The 17,329-nt window shown below is 72.7% G+C and carries 17 protein-coding genes; 8 read left to right on the top strand and 9 right to left on the bottom strand.

What is annotated here, in order from left to right; all coding sequences use genetic code 11:
- Positions 1 to 48 precede the first annotated feature (48 nt).
- Positions 49 to 3,828 (top strand): beta-ketoacyl synthase N-terminal-like domain-containing protein, encoded by a 3,780-nt coding sequence (locus AB0J97_RS12310; RefSeq protein WP_364087531.1) that lies wholly within the window; start codon positions 49 to 51, stop codon positions 3,826 to 3,828.
- Positions 3,829 to 3,936: 108 nt separating this feature from the next.
- Here the strand turns inward: AB0J97_RS12310 and AB0J97_RS12305 are convergent, their stop codons facing one another.
- The gene (locus AB0J97_RS12305) at positions 3,937 to 4,851 is read right to left on the bottom strand and encodes a LysR family transcriptional regulator (protein WP_364087529.1); all 915 of its coding nucleotides are present in this window, start codon (positions 4,849 to 4,851) and stop codon (positions 3,937 to 3,939) included.
- 169 nt (positions 4,852 to 5,020) lie between these two features.
- Between AB0J97_RS12305 and AB0J97_RS12300 the strand changes: the two genes are divergently transcribed.
- Genes AB0J97_RS12300 through AB0J97_RS12290 form a run of 3 tightly spaced genes read left to right on the top strand, consistent with a single transcriptional unit; the run spans position 5,021 to position 7,504 of the window.
- Positions 5,021 to 5,551 carry a hypothetical protein gene (locus AB0J97_RS12300; protein ID WP_364087527.1) on the top strand — a complete coding sequence of 177 codons (531 nt, stop codon included), beginning with the start codon at positions 5,021 to 5,023 and terminating at the stop codon, positions 5,549 to 5,551.
- Positions 5,552 to 5,588: 37 nt separating this feature from the next.
- On the top strand, positions 5,589 to 7,022 hold the full coding sequence (locus AB0J97_RS12295; RefSeq protein WP_364087525.1) for an MFS transporter: 1,434 nt from the start codon (positions 5,589 to 5,591) through the stop codon (positions 7,020 to 7,022).
- Positions 7,019 to 7,504, top strand: a complete 486-nt coding sequence (locus AB0J97_RS12290) for a pyridoxamine 5'-phosphate oxidase family protein (RefSeq protein ID WP_364087521.1) — start codon at positions 7,019 to 7,021, stop codon at positions 7,502 to 7,504. Before AB0J97_RS12295 ends, AB0J97_RS12290 begins: the two co-directional genes overlap by 4 nt.
- A 17-nt stretch (positions 7,505 to 7,521) precedes the next feature.
- On the opposite strand, the gene AB0J97_RS12285 is transcribed toward AB0J97_RS12290, so the two are convergent.
- The 6 genes from AB0J97_RS12285 to AB0J97_RS12260 form a co-directional block, all read right to left on the bottom strand.
- Complete coding sequence (locus AB0J97_RS12285) at positions 7,522 to 8,892, bottom strand: hypothetical protein (RefSeq protein WP_364087519.1); 1,371 nt, start codon at positions 8,890 to 8,892, stop codon at positions 7,522 to 7,524.
- Positions 8,893 to 8,920: 28 nt separating this feature from the next.
- Entirely contained in the window at positions 8,921 to 9,547 is a 627-nt protein-coding gene (locus AB0J97_RS12280; RefSeq protein ID WP_364087517.1) for a TetR/AcrR family transcriptional regulator, read from the bottom strand.
- 103 nt (positions 9,548 to 9,650) lie between these two features.
- Entirely contained in the window at positions 9,651 to 9,776 is a 126-nt protein-coding gene (locus AB0J97_RS12275) for a hypothetical protein (protein ID WP_364087514.1), read from the bottom strand.
- Positions 9,777 to 9,884: 108 nt separating this feature from the next.
- Positions 9,885 to 10,016 (bottom strand): hypothetical protein, encoded by a 132-nt coding sequence (locus AB0J97_RS12270; protein WP_364087511.1) that lies wholly within the window; start codon positions 10,014 to 10,016, stop codon positions 9,885 to 9,887.
- Positions 10,017 to 10,065: 49 nt separating this feature from the next.
- A complete protein-coding gene (locus AB0J97_RS12265; protein WP_364087509.1) occupies positions 10,066 to 11,106 on the bottom strand; it encodes a winged helix DNA-binding domain-containing protein in 1,041 nt (346 codons plus the stop codon).
- The gene (locus AB0J97_RS12260) at positions 11,103 to 12,089 is read right to left on the bottom strand and encodes an NADP-dependent oxidoreductase (protein WP_364087507.1); all 987 of its coding nucleotides are present in this window, start codon (positions 12,087 to 12,089) and stop codon (positions 11,103 to 11,105) included. Before AB0J97_RS12260 ends, AB0J97_RS12265 begins: the two co-directional genes overlap by 4 nt.
- Before the next feature lie 62 nt (positions 12,090 to 12,151).
- On the opposite strand from AB0J97_RS12260, the gene AB0J97_RS12255 reads away from it, so the two are divergent.
- The 3 genes from AB0J97_RS12255 (at position 12,152) to AB0J97_RS12245 (ending at position 14,436) form a co-directional block, all read left to right on the top strand.
- A complete protein-coding gene (locus AB0J97_RS12255; RefSeq protein ID WP_364087504.1) occupies positions 12,152 to 13,123 on the top strand; it encodes a YafY family protein in 972 nt (323 codons plus the stop codon).
- Between the two features lie 92 nt (positions 13,124 to 13,215).
- Positions 13,216 to 13,704, top strand: coding sequence for a DUF6653 family protein (locus tag AB0J97_RS12250; RefSeq protein WP_357697206.1), 489 nt, complete (start codon positions 13,216 to 13,218; stop codon positions 13,702 to 13,704).
- Between the two features lie 108 nt (positions 13,705 to 13,812).
- A complete protein-coding gene (locus AB0J97_RS12245) occupies positions 13,813 to 14,436 on the top strand; it encodes a TetR/AcrR family transcriptional regulator (protein ID WP_364087502.1) in 624 nt (207 codons plus the stop codon).
- Positions 14,437 to 14,469: 33 nt separating this feature from the next.
- On the opposite strand, the gene AB0J97_RS12240 is transcribed toward AB0J97_RS12245, so the two are convergent.
- Complete coding sequence (locus tag AB0J97_RS12240; RefSeq protein ID WP_364087499.1) at positions 14,470 to 15,327, bottom strand: SDR family NAD(P)-dependent oxidoreductase; 858 nt, start codon at positions 15,325 to 15,327, stop codon at positions 14,470 to 14,472.
- Positions 15,328 to 15,404: 77 nt separating this feature from the next.
- On the opposite strand from AB0J97_RS12240, the gene AB0J97_RS12235 reads away from it, so the two are divergent.
- On the top strand, positions 15,405 to 15,968 hold the full coding sequence (locus tag AB0J97_RS12235) for a TetR family transcriptional regulator (RefSeq protein WP_357697213.1): 564 nt from the start codon (positions 15,405 to 15,407) through the stop codon (positions 15,966 to 15,968).
- 51 nt (positions 15,969 to 16,019) lie between these two features.
- Here AB0J97_RS12235 and AB0J97_RS12230 read toward each other — a convergent pair whose 3' ends face one another.
- Positions 16,020 to 17,246, bottom strand: a complete 1,227-nt coding sequence (locus tag AB0J97_RS12230) for a cytochrome P450 (protein ID WP_364087496.1) — start codon at positions 17,244 to 17,246, stop codon at positions 16,020 to 16,022.
- Between the last annotated feature and the right edge of the window lie 83 nt (positions 17,247 to 17,329).

The following is a 17,329-nucleotide window of genomic DNA, read 5'->3' as shown; positions in this document are numbered from 1 at the left end:
ATCGAAGGGAAACGAACACAGATGGTCGACACTCCGCGCGGAGCCCGGGTGGAACCAGTCGCGGTGGTCGGGATCGGATGCCGTCTTCCCGGCGACGTCCACTCGCCGGACGAGTTCTGGGACCTGCTCTGCGCCGGACGGAACACGACCCGGCCGCTGCCCGCCGAACGCTGGCGCCGCTACGAGACCCGGAGCCCCGAACACGCCGCCGCGCTGCGCGACGCCGTACGGCACGGCAGCTTCCTGAGCGACATCGAGGGCTTCGACGCGGAGTTCTTCGGCCTGTCGCCCCGCGAGGCCGAGCTGATGGACCCGCAGCAGCGCATCCTGATGGAGACCGCGTGGGAGGCCCTTGAGCACGCCGGCCTGCCGCCGCACGAGCTGGCCGGGACCGACGCCGGGGTGTTCGTCGGCGTCTGCACGGCCGACTACGGCGGCCGGCTGCTGGAGGACCTGCCCCAGATCGAGGCGTGGACCGGGATCGGCGCCGCCACCTGCGCCGTCGCCAACCGCATCTCCTACTCCCTCGACCTGCGCGGCCCCAGCATGGCGATCGACACCGCCTGCTCGGCGTCGCTGGTCGCGCTGCACCTGGCCGCGCAGAGCCTGCGGCTCGGGGAGAGCGACGTCGCCCTGGCCGGCGGCGTCAACCTGCTGGTCACCCCCGGCCAGACCCTCACGCTCGGCACCGCCGGAGCGCTGGCCCCCGACGGGCGGTCCAAGTCGTTCGACGCCTCGGCCGACGGCTACGGCCGCGGCGAGGGCTGCGGCGTGGTCGTGCTCAAGCGGCTGTCGGACGCGCAGCGCGACGGTGACCGGATCCTCGCGCTCGTCGCCGGCAGCGCCGTGAACCAGGACGGGCACACCAACGGCATCATGGCACCGTGCGGGGAGGCCCAGGAACATGTGATGGCCCGGGCCTGCAAGCAGGCGGGCGTCGCGCCGTCCACCGTCGACTACGTCGAGGCGCACGGCACCGGCACCCGGCTGGGTGACCCACTGGAGGCGGGCGCGCTCTCCGCGGTGTACGGCGCCGGGCGGCCGCCCGGCGACCCGTGTCTCATCGGCTCGGTCAAGTCCAACATCGGCCATCTCGAAGGCGCCGCCGGCATCGCCGGCGTCATCAAGGCGGTGCTCGCCCTCCACCGCGGCGAGATCCCGCCGAGCGTGCTGGACACCCTGAACCCGGCCGTCGCGTGGGAAACCTCGGGCCTGCGCGTGGTGACCGAACGATCGGCCTGGCCGGAGCGTGACCACCCCCGCCGGGCGGGCGTCTCCAGCTTCGGGTACGGCGGCACGGTCGCGCACATCCTGCTTGAGCAGGCCCCGCCCGCTCCCAAGGCCGAGGGTGCGCCCGCCCGGTCGGAGCGGCTGTTCCCGCTGTCGGCCGCCTCGGAGCAGGCTCTGCGGCAGTACGCGGGCAGGCTCGCCGACCACCTCGGCGACGGGCCCGACCTGGCGTCGGCCGGGCACACGCTGGCGCTCCGGCGCACCCACCTGGCCCGTCGCGCCGTCGTGATCGGGACGGACCAGGACGAACTGGCGGCCCACCTGCGCCGGCTCGCCGACGACGCGCCGGCCGAGGCGGTCCTCACCGGGGACGTGCTGCCCGACCTCGGCCCCGGGCCGGTCTGGATCTTCTCCGGGCAGGGCTGCCAGTGGCGCGGGATGGGCCGGGAACTGCTGGCCGTGCCGGAGTTCGCGTCCGTCGTGGACGAGGTGGAGCCGATCTTCGCCGCGGAGATCGGCTTCTCGCCCCGGCAGGTCCTGGCCGACGGCGACCTCGACACGATCGACCGCGTGCAGACCATGATCTTCGTGATGCAGCTGGGCCTGGCCAGGCTCTGGAAGGCGTACGGGGTCGCGCCCAAGGCCGTCATCGGCCACTCCGTCGGCGAGATCGCGGCGGCGGTGACGGCCGGCGCGATGAGCGTCGCCGACGGCGCCCGCCTGATCTGCCGCCGCTCCCGGCTGCTGCGGCAGGCCGAGGGCAAGGGCGCCATGGTGATGGTCGACCTGTCCTTCGAGGAGGCGGCCGAGCGGCTGGCCGGCCGGGCCGACCTGGTGGCCGCGATCTCGTCGGCGCCCGGCTCCACCGTGCTGTCCGGCGACGTCGCCGCGGTCGAGGAGGTGGTGAACGAGTGGCCGGCCGAGGGCATCGTGGTGCGTCGGGTGGCCTCGGACGTCGCCTTCCACAGCCCGCACATGGACCCGCTGGCCGTCGAACTGGCCGCCGCCACCGCCGACCTGTCGTTCGGCGCGCCCCGCATCCCCATGTACACGACCGCGCTGGCCGACCCCCGGGCGACACCCGTCCTGGACGGCGCGTACTGGGCGGCGAACCTCAGGGAGCCCGTACGGCTGACCGCCGCGACGACGGCCGCCGCCCAGGACGGCCACCGCGTCTTCCTGGAGATCTCCCCGCACCCCGTGGTCGCGCACTCCGTCACCGAGACGCTCTCGGAGAACGACTTCGAGGACGTGTTCGTCGGCATCTCGCTGCGCCGGAACCAGCCGGAGCAGACGGCCTTCCTCGTCGCGGTGGGCACGGCGCACTGTCACGGCGTCGAGGTGGACTGGCACCGGCTGCAACCGGACGGCGGCCTGGCCGACCTGCCGCCGTACGCCTGGCAGCACCGCCGCCACTGGCGCGAGGCCTCCGGCGACGACGACAACCGAGGGCACGACGTGCACTCCCACACCCTGCTCGGCGCCGGGACCGGCCTCGCGGGCAGCCGGACCCGCGTGTGGCGGACCAGCCTGGAGGACGCCAACCGGCCCTACCCGGGCAGCCACACCCTCAACGGCGTCGAGATCGTGCCCGCCGCCGTGCTGGTCAACACGTTCCTGCACGCGGTCGAGGACGAGGACGTCACGCTCACCGACGTGGAGATGACGCATCCGCTGATGACCGCGGAACGCCGGCAGATCCAGGTCGTGCACGAACCCCCGGCGGTACGGCTCGCGGCCCGCACGCCGGCCGACCCCGACGAGCCCGAACCGGCCTGGCTGGTGCACGTCACCGCGGACGTGGCCGCCCCCGGCCAGGTCAAGCCCGACGTACTGCCGGACGCCGGCGCGCTCGCCCCGGTCGACCCCGGGTTCGTGCAGCAGCGGCTGGCCGCCGTCGGCGTGCCCTCGACGGGCTTCGACTGGACGATCGGGAGGCTGCTGGCCGCGCACGGCGCGCTGCGGGCGACGGTCCGCACCGGCGAGACGGAGAGCTGGGCCGCCGCGCTGGACGCCGCGATGTCCGTGGCGCCCTGCGTGTTCCCCGGCGATCCGGTGCTGCGCATGGTCGTGCACATCGATGAGGTGGTGCTGACCGGCGCGCCGCCCTCGACGGTGGTCATCGACGCGGAGATGGACCCGGCCGCCGAGGACACCGTCCGGGCGCTGCTGGCCGACGTGGACGGCCGGGTGGTGGGGCACCTCAGGGGGCTGCGCTACCCGGTGATCGACGCGCCCGTCCCGGCCGAGGAGGATCTCCGGGGGGCCGGGGAGTCGTTCGCCGGCCTGGCGCCGGAGGTCCTGCGCGACCGCGTCCTGCCCGAGGTCCGCGCGGAGATCGCGGCCGTGATGCGGCTGTCCGCCGAGGACCTGGCGATCCGTCGTCCCCTGGTCGAGCAGGGGCTGGACTCGGTGATGACCGTCATGGTCCGGCGGCGTCTGGAGAAGCGCTTCGGCTGCCGTCTCCCAGCGACGCTGCTGTGGCAGCAGCCCACCATCTCCGCGATCGCGGACCACCTGGTGACGCTTCTCGCGACCCTCGAACCGGCCCCGGCGACGGAGCCCGTACCCGAGAGCCTGCCGCTGGTCGGAGGCTGAACCGGTGGGCCGGGCGGCCCTCGGACCGCCCGGCCCACCGCGCCCGCCCCACTCGCCCGCCCCACTCGCCCGCCCCACTCGCCCGCCTCCGTACGACCCGCTTGCGGCCTACTGGCCGGTCGAGTGGTCCGTGCGTCGGGCGGCGGCCTGGCGGATGAGGTCGGCGAAGGCGCGGACGGCGGGTGTGTCGCGGGCGGTCGGCCAAAGGATGCCGTACTCGATCGGCGGGGCGTCGTCGAGGGGGACGTGGACGATGCCCGGGTGGGCGAAGTAGGGGGCGGCCCACAGGCAGGTGGGTGAGACGCCCTTGCCGCTGCTGACCAGCGGCAGGATCTCGTGCCAGTAGGTGGCGACGGGCCCCCTCGGTACGGCCCGGCCGGACGGGGTCGCGGACGGGTAGTGGTGCTCGTGCCAGTAGGCCGGGACGGCGCCGCCGCCCACGGTGATCATCGGCTCGGCCGCGTAGTCCTCCAACGAGACCGAGGCACGCTCGGCGAAGGGGTGCCCGACCGGGACGATGAGCGCGCGGGGCGCGCTGAAGACGACGGGGCCGACCGTGACGTCGGGTTCGTCGATCGGGAGCTCGGTGAGCTGGAGATCGAGGGCGCCGGCGCGCAGCGGGCCGAGGGGATCGTAGAGCTGGACCTCGGTGACCTGCACCTGGGCGGCCGGGTTGCGGACGTGGAGCAGGTCGGCGGCGGCGATGAGGATCTCGGCGCACCAGGGGGCGGAGTAGCCGGCGCGGAGCGTGCCGGTCAGGCCGCGCGCGGCGACGCGGGCCTCGGCGACGGCCCGCTGGATCTGCCGGTGGCCGGGGAGCAGCCCGTCGCGCAGTTGCCGGCCGATCGGGGTGAGCGTGACGCGGCGGCTGGTGCGTTCGAACAGCGGGGCGCCGATGGTCCGCTCCACCTTCTTGATGATCTGGCTGACGCGGCCCTGGGCCAGCCCGAGCCGTTCGGCCGTACGCCCGAAGTGCAGCTCCTCGGCCAGCGTCAGGAATGCCTCGATCTCTTGCCGTTCCATCGCCTTTACCTCGATCGATAAGTTTGCATCACCGATTCTGCCGCAGATCGTCCTTGTTCCGGACAGCGGAATCTTCGATTGTGGATATGCCGGAACGACGTTGACACGTCCGGCCCGATCCCCTTTCGCGTGCGTCCCTCGCGGAGCACTGCCACCGGACAGGAATCGTATGACCCTCTCCGTCACATCTCCTCCCCATCTGACCGCGCTGCGACGGCATTTCGCCGACCTGCGCGACCACCTCCATGACCGGCCACCGGGCCGCCCGGCCCGGACTCGGCAGGACCAGGATCTGCTGTTCCTGCGAGCGGTGCCGCTCATCGATCCGCACGCCCGCCGGGCCCTGGAGGAGCTGAACACCCACCTGCTCCTCGAAACCGGGCTGACCAGCGCCACCGGCGTGCGCCGGACCCTCGAACGCGGCCTGGACGCCCTGTGGGAGCTGTCCTGGCCGGCGCAGCGGGCCGCCGGCGTGAACCCCGTCCGCCTGCACGCCTTCCACGGCGCCGGATTCCACCTCCCGCACCTGCAGGGCGGCACCGTCGGCCAGTGGCCGCTGAACGTCACGACCGAGGACGACGCCGCGGCGGAACTGCCCACACTGCGGGCCATCGCCTCCGCAGACCTGCACAACCTCGTCTTCCAGAGCGACCTCGGGATCATCCCCGCCCTCACCGGGCCGGCCCCGGACCCGGCATAACCCCGGCCGCACCCATCGACCGATCAAGGAGCAAGTCATGTTGTTGCAACGACCGGGCGCCCACACCGTGCCCGACCGCATGAGCGGGCGAGCCTGGGCGATGTTGCTCGTCCTGTGCGGCGCCATCTTCCTCGAAGGCGTGGACGTCTCGATGATGGGCGTCGCCCTGCCGTCGATCCAGGCCGAGCTGGGCATGACCACCGGCGAACTGCAGTGGGTGGTCAGCGCGTACGTGCTCGGCTACGGCGGTTTCATGCTCATGGGCGGCCGCGCCGCCGACCTGCTCGGCCGCCGTCGCATGTTCCTGTTCTGGCTGGCGGTCTTCCTCGTCTTCTCCGGGGTGGGCGGGTTCGCCACCGAGGGCTGGGCGCTGATCCTGTCCCGCCTGGTCAAGGGCATCGCCGCGGCCTTCCTCACCCCCGCCGGCCTGTCCGTCATCACCACCGGCTTCCCCGAGGGCCGGCTGCGCAACAAGGCGCTGCTCGTCTACGCGGGCACGGCCGCCGCCGGGTTCTCCCTCGGCCTGGTCGTCGGCGGCCTGCTGACCGCGATCAGCTGGCGCTGGGTGTTCTTCGCGCCGGTCCTGCTGACCGCCGCGATCCTCGCCGGGGCGTTCGTCCTGGTGCCGAAGGACGACCGTTCGGCCCGTTCCCGGTCCGGGTTCGACCTCGCGGGCGCGATCAGCGTCACCGCCTCGGTGTTGCTGCTCGTCCTCGCCGTCGAACGGGCCGCGCACACCGGATGGGTCACGACGGCGCTCCTGCTGGCCGCGAGCCTGGCGTCGCTGGCCGCGTTCGTGCTCATCGAGCGCAGGTCACGTTCTCCGCTCGTGCGGCTGGGCATTTTCCGGTCCGGCCCGCTCGTCCGCGCGAACCTGGGCGCCGTCCTGTTCTCCGGCTCGTTCTTCGCCTTCCAGTTCATCGCGGTGCTCTACCTGCAGCAGTTGCGCGGCTGGTCGCCGTTGGAGACCGGGCTGGCCCTGCTCGCCATCGGCGTGGACGCCGTCCTGGCGCCGACGCTCACTCCCTGGCTGGTCAACCGCTTCGGCGACGTCCGGGTGATCTTCGGGGGGTTGCTGCTGGCCGCGGCGGCCTACGCGCTGTTCCAGCCGATCGCCCTGGACTGGACGTACGCCGCCATGTTCCCGACCATGATCCTGCTCGGGCTGGCGTTCGCGCTGGTCTACGGGCCGCTGACGATCGCCGCCACCGACGGGATCGCCGAGGAGGAGCAGGGCCTGGCGGGCGGCCTGCTCAACACGTCCTTCCAGTTCGGCGCGGGTCTGGGGCTCGCGGTGGTCACCGCCGTCGCCACGGCCGCGACCGCCGGCCGTACCTCGCCGCAGGGGATGCTCGACGGCTTCCACACCGCGCTGTACGTGCCGATCACCGCCGCCGCGCTGGGCGTGCTGGTCACCGCCTTCGGCCTGCGCCGCACCCGGCCGGCCGCCGACCTCGGGAGCCGTTCATGACCGTGCGGGTACGATCGTTCGCCGTGATCGAGAACGAGTTCAACGCCTCCATCGGCCGGATCGGATACGCCACCATGGTCACGGTGGACGCCAAGGGACGGCCGAGGACCCGGGTGCTGATCCCCGTCTGGGAGAACGTCGACGGCCGGCCGCTCGGCTGGCTCGCCACGTACAGGACCCCGGTCAAGGCGGCGCACATCGCCGGGAACCCGCACACGAACTTCTCGTACTGGATGCCCGGCAACGACTCCGTCGCCGTCGACACCGTGGCCGAGTGGGTGGACGACCTGGACGTCAAACGTCACGTGTGGGACCTCTACCGGCGGACCAGCCCGCCCGGGGCCGGCTACGACCTGGGCGACTTCTGGCGCTCGCCCGCCGATCCGAAGCTGCACGTGCTGCGCCTGGACACCTGGCGCGTCCAGGTCATCCGGGGCATGGACCTGCGCAGCCGCATCTGGCAGGCCACGGACAAAGCCTGAGAGGCCCCCGGACGCCGTCAGGGACCGGGCAGCGGGATGATCTTGCGGTACTTCCCGCCGGCCGACTGCTCGGGCGGCTCCCCGGCGCGCTCGATCGTGACGTGACCGGCTCTGTGCTCGGTGAGCAGGTGGACGACCCGGTCACGGGCGGCCTGCCACACCCGGTCCGCGTCTGCGCCGCCGGCGGCCCGCAGGCGTACCCGCAGGACGGTGGGCGCGGTCTGGACGAGCTGGAACTGGTCCATGCCGGGCACGGCCAGCGCGGTGCTGAAGGACATGGGCGAGATGCCGACCCGCTCGCCGTCCTCGGCGGGGAAGGTGAGCAGATCGGCCGCGCGCCCCTGCACCTGTACGGCCGGCAGCGGGTTGCCGCACGGGCAGGGGTCCGGCCGCATCAGGACGCTGTCGCCGAGGTCGTAGCGCAGGATCGGCTGGACCCGGTTGGCGAGGTTGCTGATCAGGACGGTGTGCGAGAGCTGCCCGGGCGGCACCGGCCGGTGGTCGGCGTCGACCGGCTCCAGGACGACCCAGTCGCTGTTGACGTGGTACCAGCCCTCCCGGCAGCCGGACGTGAGGAAACCGCACTCGCCGCAGGCATAGGCTGCGCGGACCTGCGCGCCGAACGCGGTGGCCAGGCGTTCCCGGGCCTGCGGGCTCAGCGTCTCGCCGCCGGGGATGACGAGCGCCGGACGGATGCGCAACCGCCCGGCCTCCTGTTCCCCCGCCAGCAGCGTGAGCAGCCCCACGAACCCCGCGACGCTCGCCGGATCGAACCGGTTGAGCTCGTCGACCATGCTCTCCATCGACTGGTCGGTCGGGACGACCCGCATCAACCGGCCGAGCCACGGCCGGTCCAGGGCCGCCCGTGCCGGCCCGGCGAGGGTGGCGAAGTGGCCGCGCGGCGCCGTGACGACGGCGGTACGGCCGGCGCGGGCGAGGGTGCGCAGCACGTCGCGGGCCGACAACCCGGCGCCGGTGCGCAGCCCGGTGGCGGTGTGGACGGCCAGGCAGTGGTCGTCCTGCACGAACAGGCCGCGCTGCCCGCTGGTGCCGGTGGTCATGGTGACCAGGTAACGGCCGAGGAACCGGTGGCCCACGAGATCGGGGTCGGCCACGAACGCCTCGACCCGCTCACGGGTCACCTCACGGTCGGTGGCCCAGTCGTCGAAGCGGGCCATCAGCGTCTTCTTGCCGGTGACCGGGAGCAGTTCCGGATCGTCGACCCCCGGCGGCAGGTCGTGGTAGAGCTCGCGGTAGAAGGGCGAGTGGGCGCGGGCGTGGGCCACCGACTCGGCCAGCCGGGCCCGCCGCCGCCGCGCGATCGCCTCAGGGCCTTCCCGTACGGCGCGCCGCATGTCGCGGGCGAGCCGCCGGACGCTTTCCCCCATGATCGTCGCTCCTGTCTCCGGTGATGCGTCAAGGGCCAGGGGTGGGCGGCGGCACCGAGAGCAGGCCGCGCATGGCGACCTCGACGCCGTGCCTGGCGGCCGCCCACAACTCCTCCTGCGACCGGCCGAGCCGGACGCTGGCCAGGCCCGCCTGCTGAATGGCGCCCATCAGGGCCCCGGTCATCGCGGCCGCGGTGACCGGGTCGAGGCCGGGGAACGCCTTCAGCAGCTCGTCCGTGACGCGCTGCTGAAGGTCGAGCAGCAGGTAGAGCCCCTTGGCCTGGAGCGCCGGCGTGGTCAGGGCCAGCCGGGTCACGCCGGCCAGCTCCTCGGCCTCCTTGACGGGGACCTTGGGCCGGCGGTGGGCGGCGTACAGCTCGACCGCCCTGGCCAGCACCTCGCCGGGGCCCTCCGCCGGGCGGCGGTCCGCGATGGCCCCGGCCAGCACGTCGAAGTCGCGTTCCAGGTCGACGAAGAGCACTTCGTCCTTGGTGCGGAAGTAGTTGAAGAACGTCTTGGGGTCGACGTCGGCCGCCGCGGCGATCTGCGTCACGGTGGTCTGCTCGTAGCCCTGCTTCTCGAACAGGGCGATGGCCGCCGACACGATGCGCTGCCGGGTCTCCCGTTTCTTCCGCTCCCGCCGCGACTCCTGCATGCGGGTAAATATACTCTCGCTAGAAACTTCCAGCAACTGGAAGTTTTGCTGATTCGGGGCGTGCCGAGGTCGACCGCGCCCGGCCATGGCGTCGAGTCCGGCGTCATTGGGGGTGCAGCCAGTCGCCCTCCTGCCCGTCGCGGGTGTTGTACTCGGGGCGCTGCCGGCCGAGACCGACGCGCTGCCGGCCACTGTCCTGCGCGAGGCCGCCACCAACGTCGTACGCCACTCCGCGGCGCGTACCTGCCACGTGGAGGCGCACGTCCGGGACGGACGGGTGCGGCTGCGGGTCGCCAACGTCGGCCACCGCCCGCCCGGCGAGGAGGGAGCCTGCGGGTCAGTTCGCTCGGCTGACGGTGGCCGACGCGAGCTCGTCCGGGGCCGCGTCCTTGAGCGTGAACCCCGCCACCTCGGCGGCGATCCCGCGCCGCAGGTTCGCCGGGCCGTCCGACGGCATCACCCGGATCACTCGGCGCCCTCCCTTCCCGCCGAAGGACATCCGCACCTCAACGCCGGGTTCAGCGCTGTGACAGGAACGGCAGCAGCCGGCCGACCTCGTCGTCGACCGCCTGCCGCTCCTCCGGCGAGAGGGGACGGAACGGCGTCACCCGTACCTCGCCCGCGGTCCAGGACCAGGTGCCGCGGACGAAGCCGTCGACGAGCACCCTGGCCTGGCCGGGGGCGACGTGCCTGCGGTCGGCGTCGGCGACGATGCGGCCGCGGTCGGCGTGGCCCAGGAGGGCGTTGTCGTAGGCGGGCAGCAGCCGCACCGGGGCAGGGGTGTCGGGGTCGGGGAGCGGCGCGTCGGGCAGGTCGAGCAGTCGCCGGCCGTCGGGGCCGGTGTGACGGCGCAGCTCCGGGCCCATCTCCGCGACGATCTGGTCCAGCCGGGTCAACCCGGACCACGCCTGGACGTCCGCCACGGTGGCCGGGCCGAAGGCGGCCAGGTAGCGGCGGATCAGGTCGCGGACGGCGGCGGGGCGGACGGCGTCGACCGGGGCGGCGCCGACCGTGACCGACGAACGGGTGCCCCAGCCGCCCCACGACGCGGTGGCCGGATCGTGGACGAGCGGTGTCCGCAGCTCGATCTCACCGGCCAGGACCCGGCTGTCGCGGCCCGGGTGGAGCGCCGCGAGGCGCCTGGCCAGCTCCTTTCTGGGCAGCGGCCCGGTCCGCAGCAGGGCGCGTCCGTCGGCCACCAGCGTGCCGGCGTCGAGCCCGGCGTTGTTGCGCCGGAAGTGCGCCGAGCCGGCGGTCCGGTTCAGGACGGGCTGCAACACCGGCCGCAGCCGGCGGAAGTCGTCGGCCGCGGTGAGGTGCATCGTGCTGCGCAGGAAGCCGGAACGCACCACCCGCCCCTCGGTGAGCAGCGTGCTGAGGTCGGCGTGGGTGAAGCGGCGGAGCCGGGTCCACAGGCCGACATAGGGCCAGTTCGGCTCCTGCGCCTGCATGGCGACCAGGTGGCCGATCACCTCCAGGGCCGGCAGCCCGGACCGCTCCAGCAGGAACTGCCGCTGGAGCAGGGCCCGGTTGAGCGCCCGGCGGGACAGGGCGGTCATGCCAGCCGTACCGACACGTTGCCCCGGTACTCGCCGCGCAGCATGGCCAGGAACGCGCCGGGCACGCCGTCGATGCCGGTCTCGACCACGGTCCGCGGGTAGACGAAACGGCCCTGGTCGAGCGCCGCGCGGAAGTGGCGGTGCCAGGCGGCGACCTGGTCGGGCGTGTGATGGCAGGAGAACGGCAGCAGCTCGACCCCTCTGGCCAGGGCGGCGTCGCGGTCGGGCTCGGGGAAGCGGTCGGTCGCGGCGCCGAGCTGCGTGGACAACGATCCGCAGAGGGCGAACCTGGCGCCCGGCGCGGCGGTCTCCAGCGCGGCGTCGTACAGCGCGCCGCCCACGGTGTCGAAGAAGACGGTGACGCCCTCCGGGGCCAGTTCCCTGAGGGAGGCGGCCGGGTCGTGGTGGTAGTCGAAGGCGGCGTCGAAACCGAGCTCGTCCACGAGGTAGTCGGCCTTGGCCTGGCTGCCCGCGCTGCCGATCACCTTCCTGGCGCCCAGGTTGCGGGCGATCTGCCCGGCCAGCGAGCCGACGCCGCCGGCCGCGCCGGAGACGAACACGACGTCGTCCTCGCCGACCTCGGCCACGTCCGCGATGCCGTGGTAGGCGGTGGGGCCCTGGCCCAGGTGGTAGCTCGGGTCGGGATAGGCGGCCGGGTCCAGCTTGACGTACGAGGCCGCCGGTCCCGCCGAGTACGTGCTCCAGCCGCTCATCGACTGGACCAGATCGCCCTCCTTCAGTGCGGGGTCGGCCGAGCGCAGCACGGTGCCGATCGCCGTCACGCCCACCCGCCGGCCGGGCAGCCAGGCAGGGATCGGCAGGTGGCAGTCGGCCCGCATGAGTTCGAGGTAGGTGGCGGCCAGCCCCAGGTGGTCGGTGCGGACCACGACGTCGCCCTCGATCTCCCTCCGGGCGACGGTGAAGTGCTCGGGGCCGGGGACGCCGGCGATCTGGGCGGTCAACTGGATCTCGTGGTTCATCATGGTGTCCACCGTAGAGAGGCTTCCGGTCAGTTTTTGACCGGAAGTGCCCGGACAATGGACCTATGGCCAACACCAGCTCCCGCACGCTCACGCTCCTGTCCTTGCTCCAGACGCACCGCCACTGGCCGGGGGCGGACCTCGCCGATCGGCTGGGGGTGTCGGAACGCACGCTGCGCCGGGACGTCGATCGCCTGCGTGAGCTGGGATATCCGGTACGCGCCTCCCGGGGCACCGACGGCGGCTACCAGCTGGAGCCCGGGGCCGTGCTGCCGCCGTTGCTGCTCGACGACGAGGAGGGGGTCGCGCTGGCGGTCGGCATGGGAGACGCGGCGCAGAGCGGGATCGCGGGGCTGGACGAGGCTGCGGTGCGCGCGTTGACCAAGGTCGTGCAGGTCCTGCCGCCTCGCCTGCGGGCCAGGGTGAACGCGCTGCGCGCGATGACCGTCTCGGCGGCGTCCGCCGGGCCGGTGATCCCGGCGGAGGTGCTGACGCTGATCGCCCAGGCGTGCCGGGACCAGGAACGGCTGGGCTTCCGCTACACCACACGCGGCGGCGCGCAGACCGAACGTGAGGTGGAACCCCATCGCCTCGTCGCGCTCGGAGGCCGCTGGTACCTGGTGGCCTACGACCTGACCAGGCACGACTGGCGCAGCTTCCGCCTCGACCGGCTGGCGGAGCCGCGCAACACCGGCGCCCCCTTCCTGCCGCGGCCGCTGCCCGGCGGGGACGCCGCCGCGTTCGTACGCACCGCGGCCCAGGTTCCGGCCGCCCGCACGGTCGTCGCGCTGGTTCACGCACCCGCCGAGCACGTACGCCGGATGGTCGGCCAATGGGGTGAGATCGAACCGGTCGGCCGGGATCGATGCCGGCTCACGATGATCTCCACCAGCCTGGACTGGCCCACGCAGGCGCTGGGCAACGTCGGCGCCGCGTTCGAGGTGCTCCAGCCGCCGGAGTTCGTCGCTCACCTGAGGGACTGGGGCACCCGGTTCCTCGAAGCCGTCGAGAAGTCGCCGGCTCCCGCCGAAACCTGAGGTCACAGGGCAAGTTGAAAACAAATCGCCCAACTGGTTTTATGGATGCATGGCCGGGAGGTTCCCGGCGAACCCCCTCTGAAGGAGCAACCATGAAGCTCACCCAGGCCGCCGCGGCGACGTTCGGTCTCGACGACGACTCCTGGAAGCGGCACGCCAACGCCTGGAGCGTGTGGACCCGGATGGCCGGCCTGGCGCCGATCCTGCTGCCGATCTACTTCCGCGACGAGCTCGGTTGGTGGGCCCTGGCCCCGGTCGCGGTGGGCGTGATCTGGATGTGGCTCAACCCGCACGCGTTCAAGCCGGTCCACGAGCCGCGCAGCTGGGCGTCGAAGGGCATCTACGGCGAGAAGATGTACGCCGCCGACCACTCCCTGGCGGCGGAGGCGCACCGGCCGGCCATCCGGTGGCTGATCGCCATGGCCGCCGTCGGCGCCGCGATCATGGTGTACGGCCTGGTCCGCGTCGAGGCCTGGCCGGCCGTCTTCGGCTGGGCGCTGATCTTCGTCTCCCAGTTGTGGCAGATCGACCGCTTCGTCGCCATCTACGAAGAAGGACTGCGGCGCGGCGCCGCCGAGTGACTCCCGCCCCTGACCGGAAGGCCGCGCCCGAAAGAAGATGAGAGACCAGCCATGGCGCCCGTGAAACCATATGAACGATCTGTTCGCCTGAAGGAAGGACCGTCTTCGATGCCGCCCGCGTTCACCGCCGAGGAGAAGACCCGCATCGGCGCCCTGCTGCTGGCGACCGGCCGGAAGCTGTTCACCAGCCAGGGGCTGCGCAAGACGTCCCTGGAGGAGCTGATGGCCCCCACCGGAGTGGCCAAGAGCAGCTTCTACGTGTTCTTCGACTCCAAGGAGGCACTGTATCTGGAGCTGATGCTCCAGCAGGCGGGCGAGGTCAGGCGCCGGGTCATCGACGGCGCGCTGCTGAGCACCGACGACCCCCGCGAGGGGCTGCGCCGCTTCCTGCACGCCACCATCGACGAACTGGCCGTCAACCCGCTGTGGCGCCGCCTGATGACCCATCCGGAGGAGATGCAGGCCGTGGCCCGCAAGCTGGAGCCCGAGCGGATCACCGCCATGTCCGACAGCCCCGCCACCGCCCTGGTGGAGTACGTCGCCGCCCACCGGGCCGAGGGCGAACTGGTCGCCGTCGAACCCGCCGTCATCATCGGCGTCCTGCAGTGCGTGCTCCTGGTGCCGATGTTCGGCGAACGGCTCGGCGACCCCGCCCTCCACCCCAAGATCCTCGACCTGCTCATCGACATCGTCGCCGCCGGCCTCACTCAGGCGGGCACGACCGGTGGGTGAAGGGGCCGGGAGGCGGTCGCTTCCCGCCGGGTCTCAGACCGTCTCTCGCGTCAGGCTCTCGCACAACGCCCACACCCTGTCCTGGTTGCCCCGATCCAGGACACTGGCCGGCCACTCCACGCGGCGGCACTTCATGCTGAAGTAGGCGCCGTTCACCCCCTCCACCTCGGCGCTGGAGGCCAGGTGGATGCTGGAGCGGGCCGGCTTGCTCAGGTCGCCGAAGAGCCGCGGCGCGGCCACCCGCAGCAGCGGGACGACCGGCCGGTACAGGTAGGGGAACCCGGCAGCCGTCATCGACCGGTTCATCGGCGTGTGCCCGTGCCCCGGGTAGGCCGCGTTGACCGTGACGCCGGTGCCGGCGACCCTCTCGGCGAAGCGCAGGCTCATCGCCATCAGCATCGTCTTGGTGTGGTTGTACTGGCTGAACGTCCACCCCAGATAGCGCCGTTCGGCCTGCAGGTTGTCCGGTTCGATCGGCCCGCCGGGGATGCCGCCGGTGATGTTGACGACCCGGCCGCCGAGCAGCGGCAGCAGCAGGCGGGTGAGCGTGAACGGCGCCAGCACGTGGGCGGCGAAGGTGACCTCCACGCCGTCCTCGGTCAGCGTACGGCGGGGCGGGCTCGCGCCGACGTTGTTGACCAGCACGTCCAGCCGGTCGCAGCGCTCGGCCACCTGGGCGGCGAGTGCGGCCACGTCACGGCGGCGGGTCACGTCCGCCGCGACGCCCTCGGCCTGGCCGCCGGACGTGCGCAGTTCGTCCACCGCCTGCCGGACGCGTTCGGGGTCGCGGCCCACCAGGATCACCCGGGCGCCGAGCGCGGCCAGCCCGCGCGCCGTCTCCTTGCCGATGCCCCCGGTGCTGCCGGTGATCAGCGCGGTCTTTCCTCGCATGAGACCCTCCTGTTAGAGCGTTGCACTCAATATGACATCGAGTGCCACATACGACAATGGGTGTAGAGTAACCGTCCATGGAAGGTCTGCGGGATCGCACGAGGCGCGCCGTACGCGTCGAACTGGCCACCCGGGCGCTGGAGCTGTTCGCCGAGCGCGGGTTCGACGAGACGACCGTCGACGACATCGCCCAGGCGGCCGGCATCTCGAAGCGCAGCTTCTTCCGCTACTTCCCGAGCAAGGAGGACGTCGTCTTCGGCGAGGTCGAGACGATGGCGGAGCAGGTCGCCGAGGAGATCTCGGCCCGGCCGCCGGGGGAAGGGCCCTGGGAGTGCCTGCACGCGGTGCTGCGCGACTGGGAAACGCGGATCAACAGTCAGGTCGAGGTGATGCGGCTCATCGAGTCCACCCCCGCGCTGCGCGCCAGGCTCCTGCAGAAACGCGACCACGCCCGCACCCGGATCATCCAGGCGCTGGCCGAGCGCGGGTTGTCCACGCTGGAGGCGGACCTGGCCGCGACGGCCGCCGGAGCGGCACTCGACGCGGTGGCCCGCGAATGGCTGCGCGCCGACGGCTCCGCCGACCGGCAAGCCCTGGCGGACCGGATCTTCACCCTGCTCCGGCCCGCGTTCCTGAGCTGAGACGCCAGGGGGGCTCCGGCGGCCGGCTCGACACCCGGGCCGGCGTCGTCGTCACCAGGTCACGGGCAGTTCGTACACCCCGTACACCTGGCCGTCGTGCTTGAAGGGGATCTTCTCGAAGTCGGTGGCCAGGGCGAGGGTGGGGACGCGTTTGTAGAGGGTGCCGTAGGCGACCTGCAACTCCATCCGGGCCAGGGGCTGGCCGAGGCACTGGTGGACGCCGAAGCCGAAGGCCACGTGCCGGCGGGCGTCGCGGGACACGTCCAGCTCGTCCGGCGCGGGGAAGACCTCGGGGTCGCGGTTGCCGATGTCGTTGGCCACGATGATGCCCTCGCCCGCGCGGATGACCTGGCCGCCGACCTCGATGTCCTCCTTGGCCACCCGGCGGCGTCCGCCGTGGGTGATGTTCAGGTAACGCAGCAGCTCCTCCACCGCGCCCGCGATCAGCGCGGGGTCGTCGCCCTCGCGCAGCCGGGCGAGCTGCCCGGGGTGGCGGAGCAGCGCGAGGGTGCCGAGCGCGATCATGTTCGCGGTGGTCTCGTGGCCGGCCACGAGCAGCAGCACGCCCATCTGGGCCGCCTCCTGCCTGGTCAGCTCGCCCGCCGTGACCCGGGCGGCCACCTGCGACAGCAGGTCGTCGCCCGGGTGGTCGAGCTTGTCGCCGACGAGCCCGTCCAGGTACTGCCTCAGCCGCCCGCCCGCGGCGGCCCTGTCCTCGACCGACACGTCCCGCTTGACGATGATCTTGCTGTTGTCCTGGAAGAAGCCGTGGTCGGCGTACGGAACGCCGAGCAGCTCGCAGATCACCAGCGACGGCACCGGCAGCGCGAACGCCTCCACCAGGTCGACCGGCTTCGGCCCGGCCAGCAGGTCGTCGATGAGGTCGTCGACGATGCGCTGGACGGCCGGGCGCATGGTCTCGACCCGTTTGACGGTGAACGCCCCTTGCACCATGCGGCGCAACCGGTGGTGCTCGGGGTCGTCCATGAGGATGAAGCTGATCGAGCTGTCGGGGCGCCTGGGGAACAGCGTCGGCAGCGGGTAGCCGGGCCGGGTGATGTCGGAGCTGACCTGCGGATGGCTCAGCACCGCCTTCTGCTCGGCGTACCCGGTGACCAGCCATACGGTGCCGCCGTCGCGCAGCCGTACCCGGGTCAGCGGCGTGTCCCGCTGGAGCGCCTGCAAGGCGGGCGGCGGGTCGAACGGGCACGCCGCCGCCCTGACGCCGGGGAACTCGGGCAACGTGCCGGAGGTGTCCTGGTCCGGGAGTGCCGTCATGACGGTGTTCCTTCCGCTCGATGGGTCCGGCCGGCCGGGCCGGTGGTGGCGGGGGCCGTCAGGGCCGGCCAGGGCGCGCGGGT

The sequence above is a fragment of the Nonomuraea sp. NPDC049607 genome, from assembly GCF_040675375.1.
Taxonomy (GTDB): Bacteria; Actinomycetota; Actinomycetes; order Streptosporangiales; family Streptosporangiaceae; genus Nonomuraea.
This window is presented reverse-complemented; position numbering and strand designations above follow the sequence as displayed.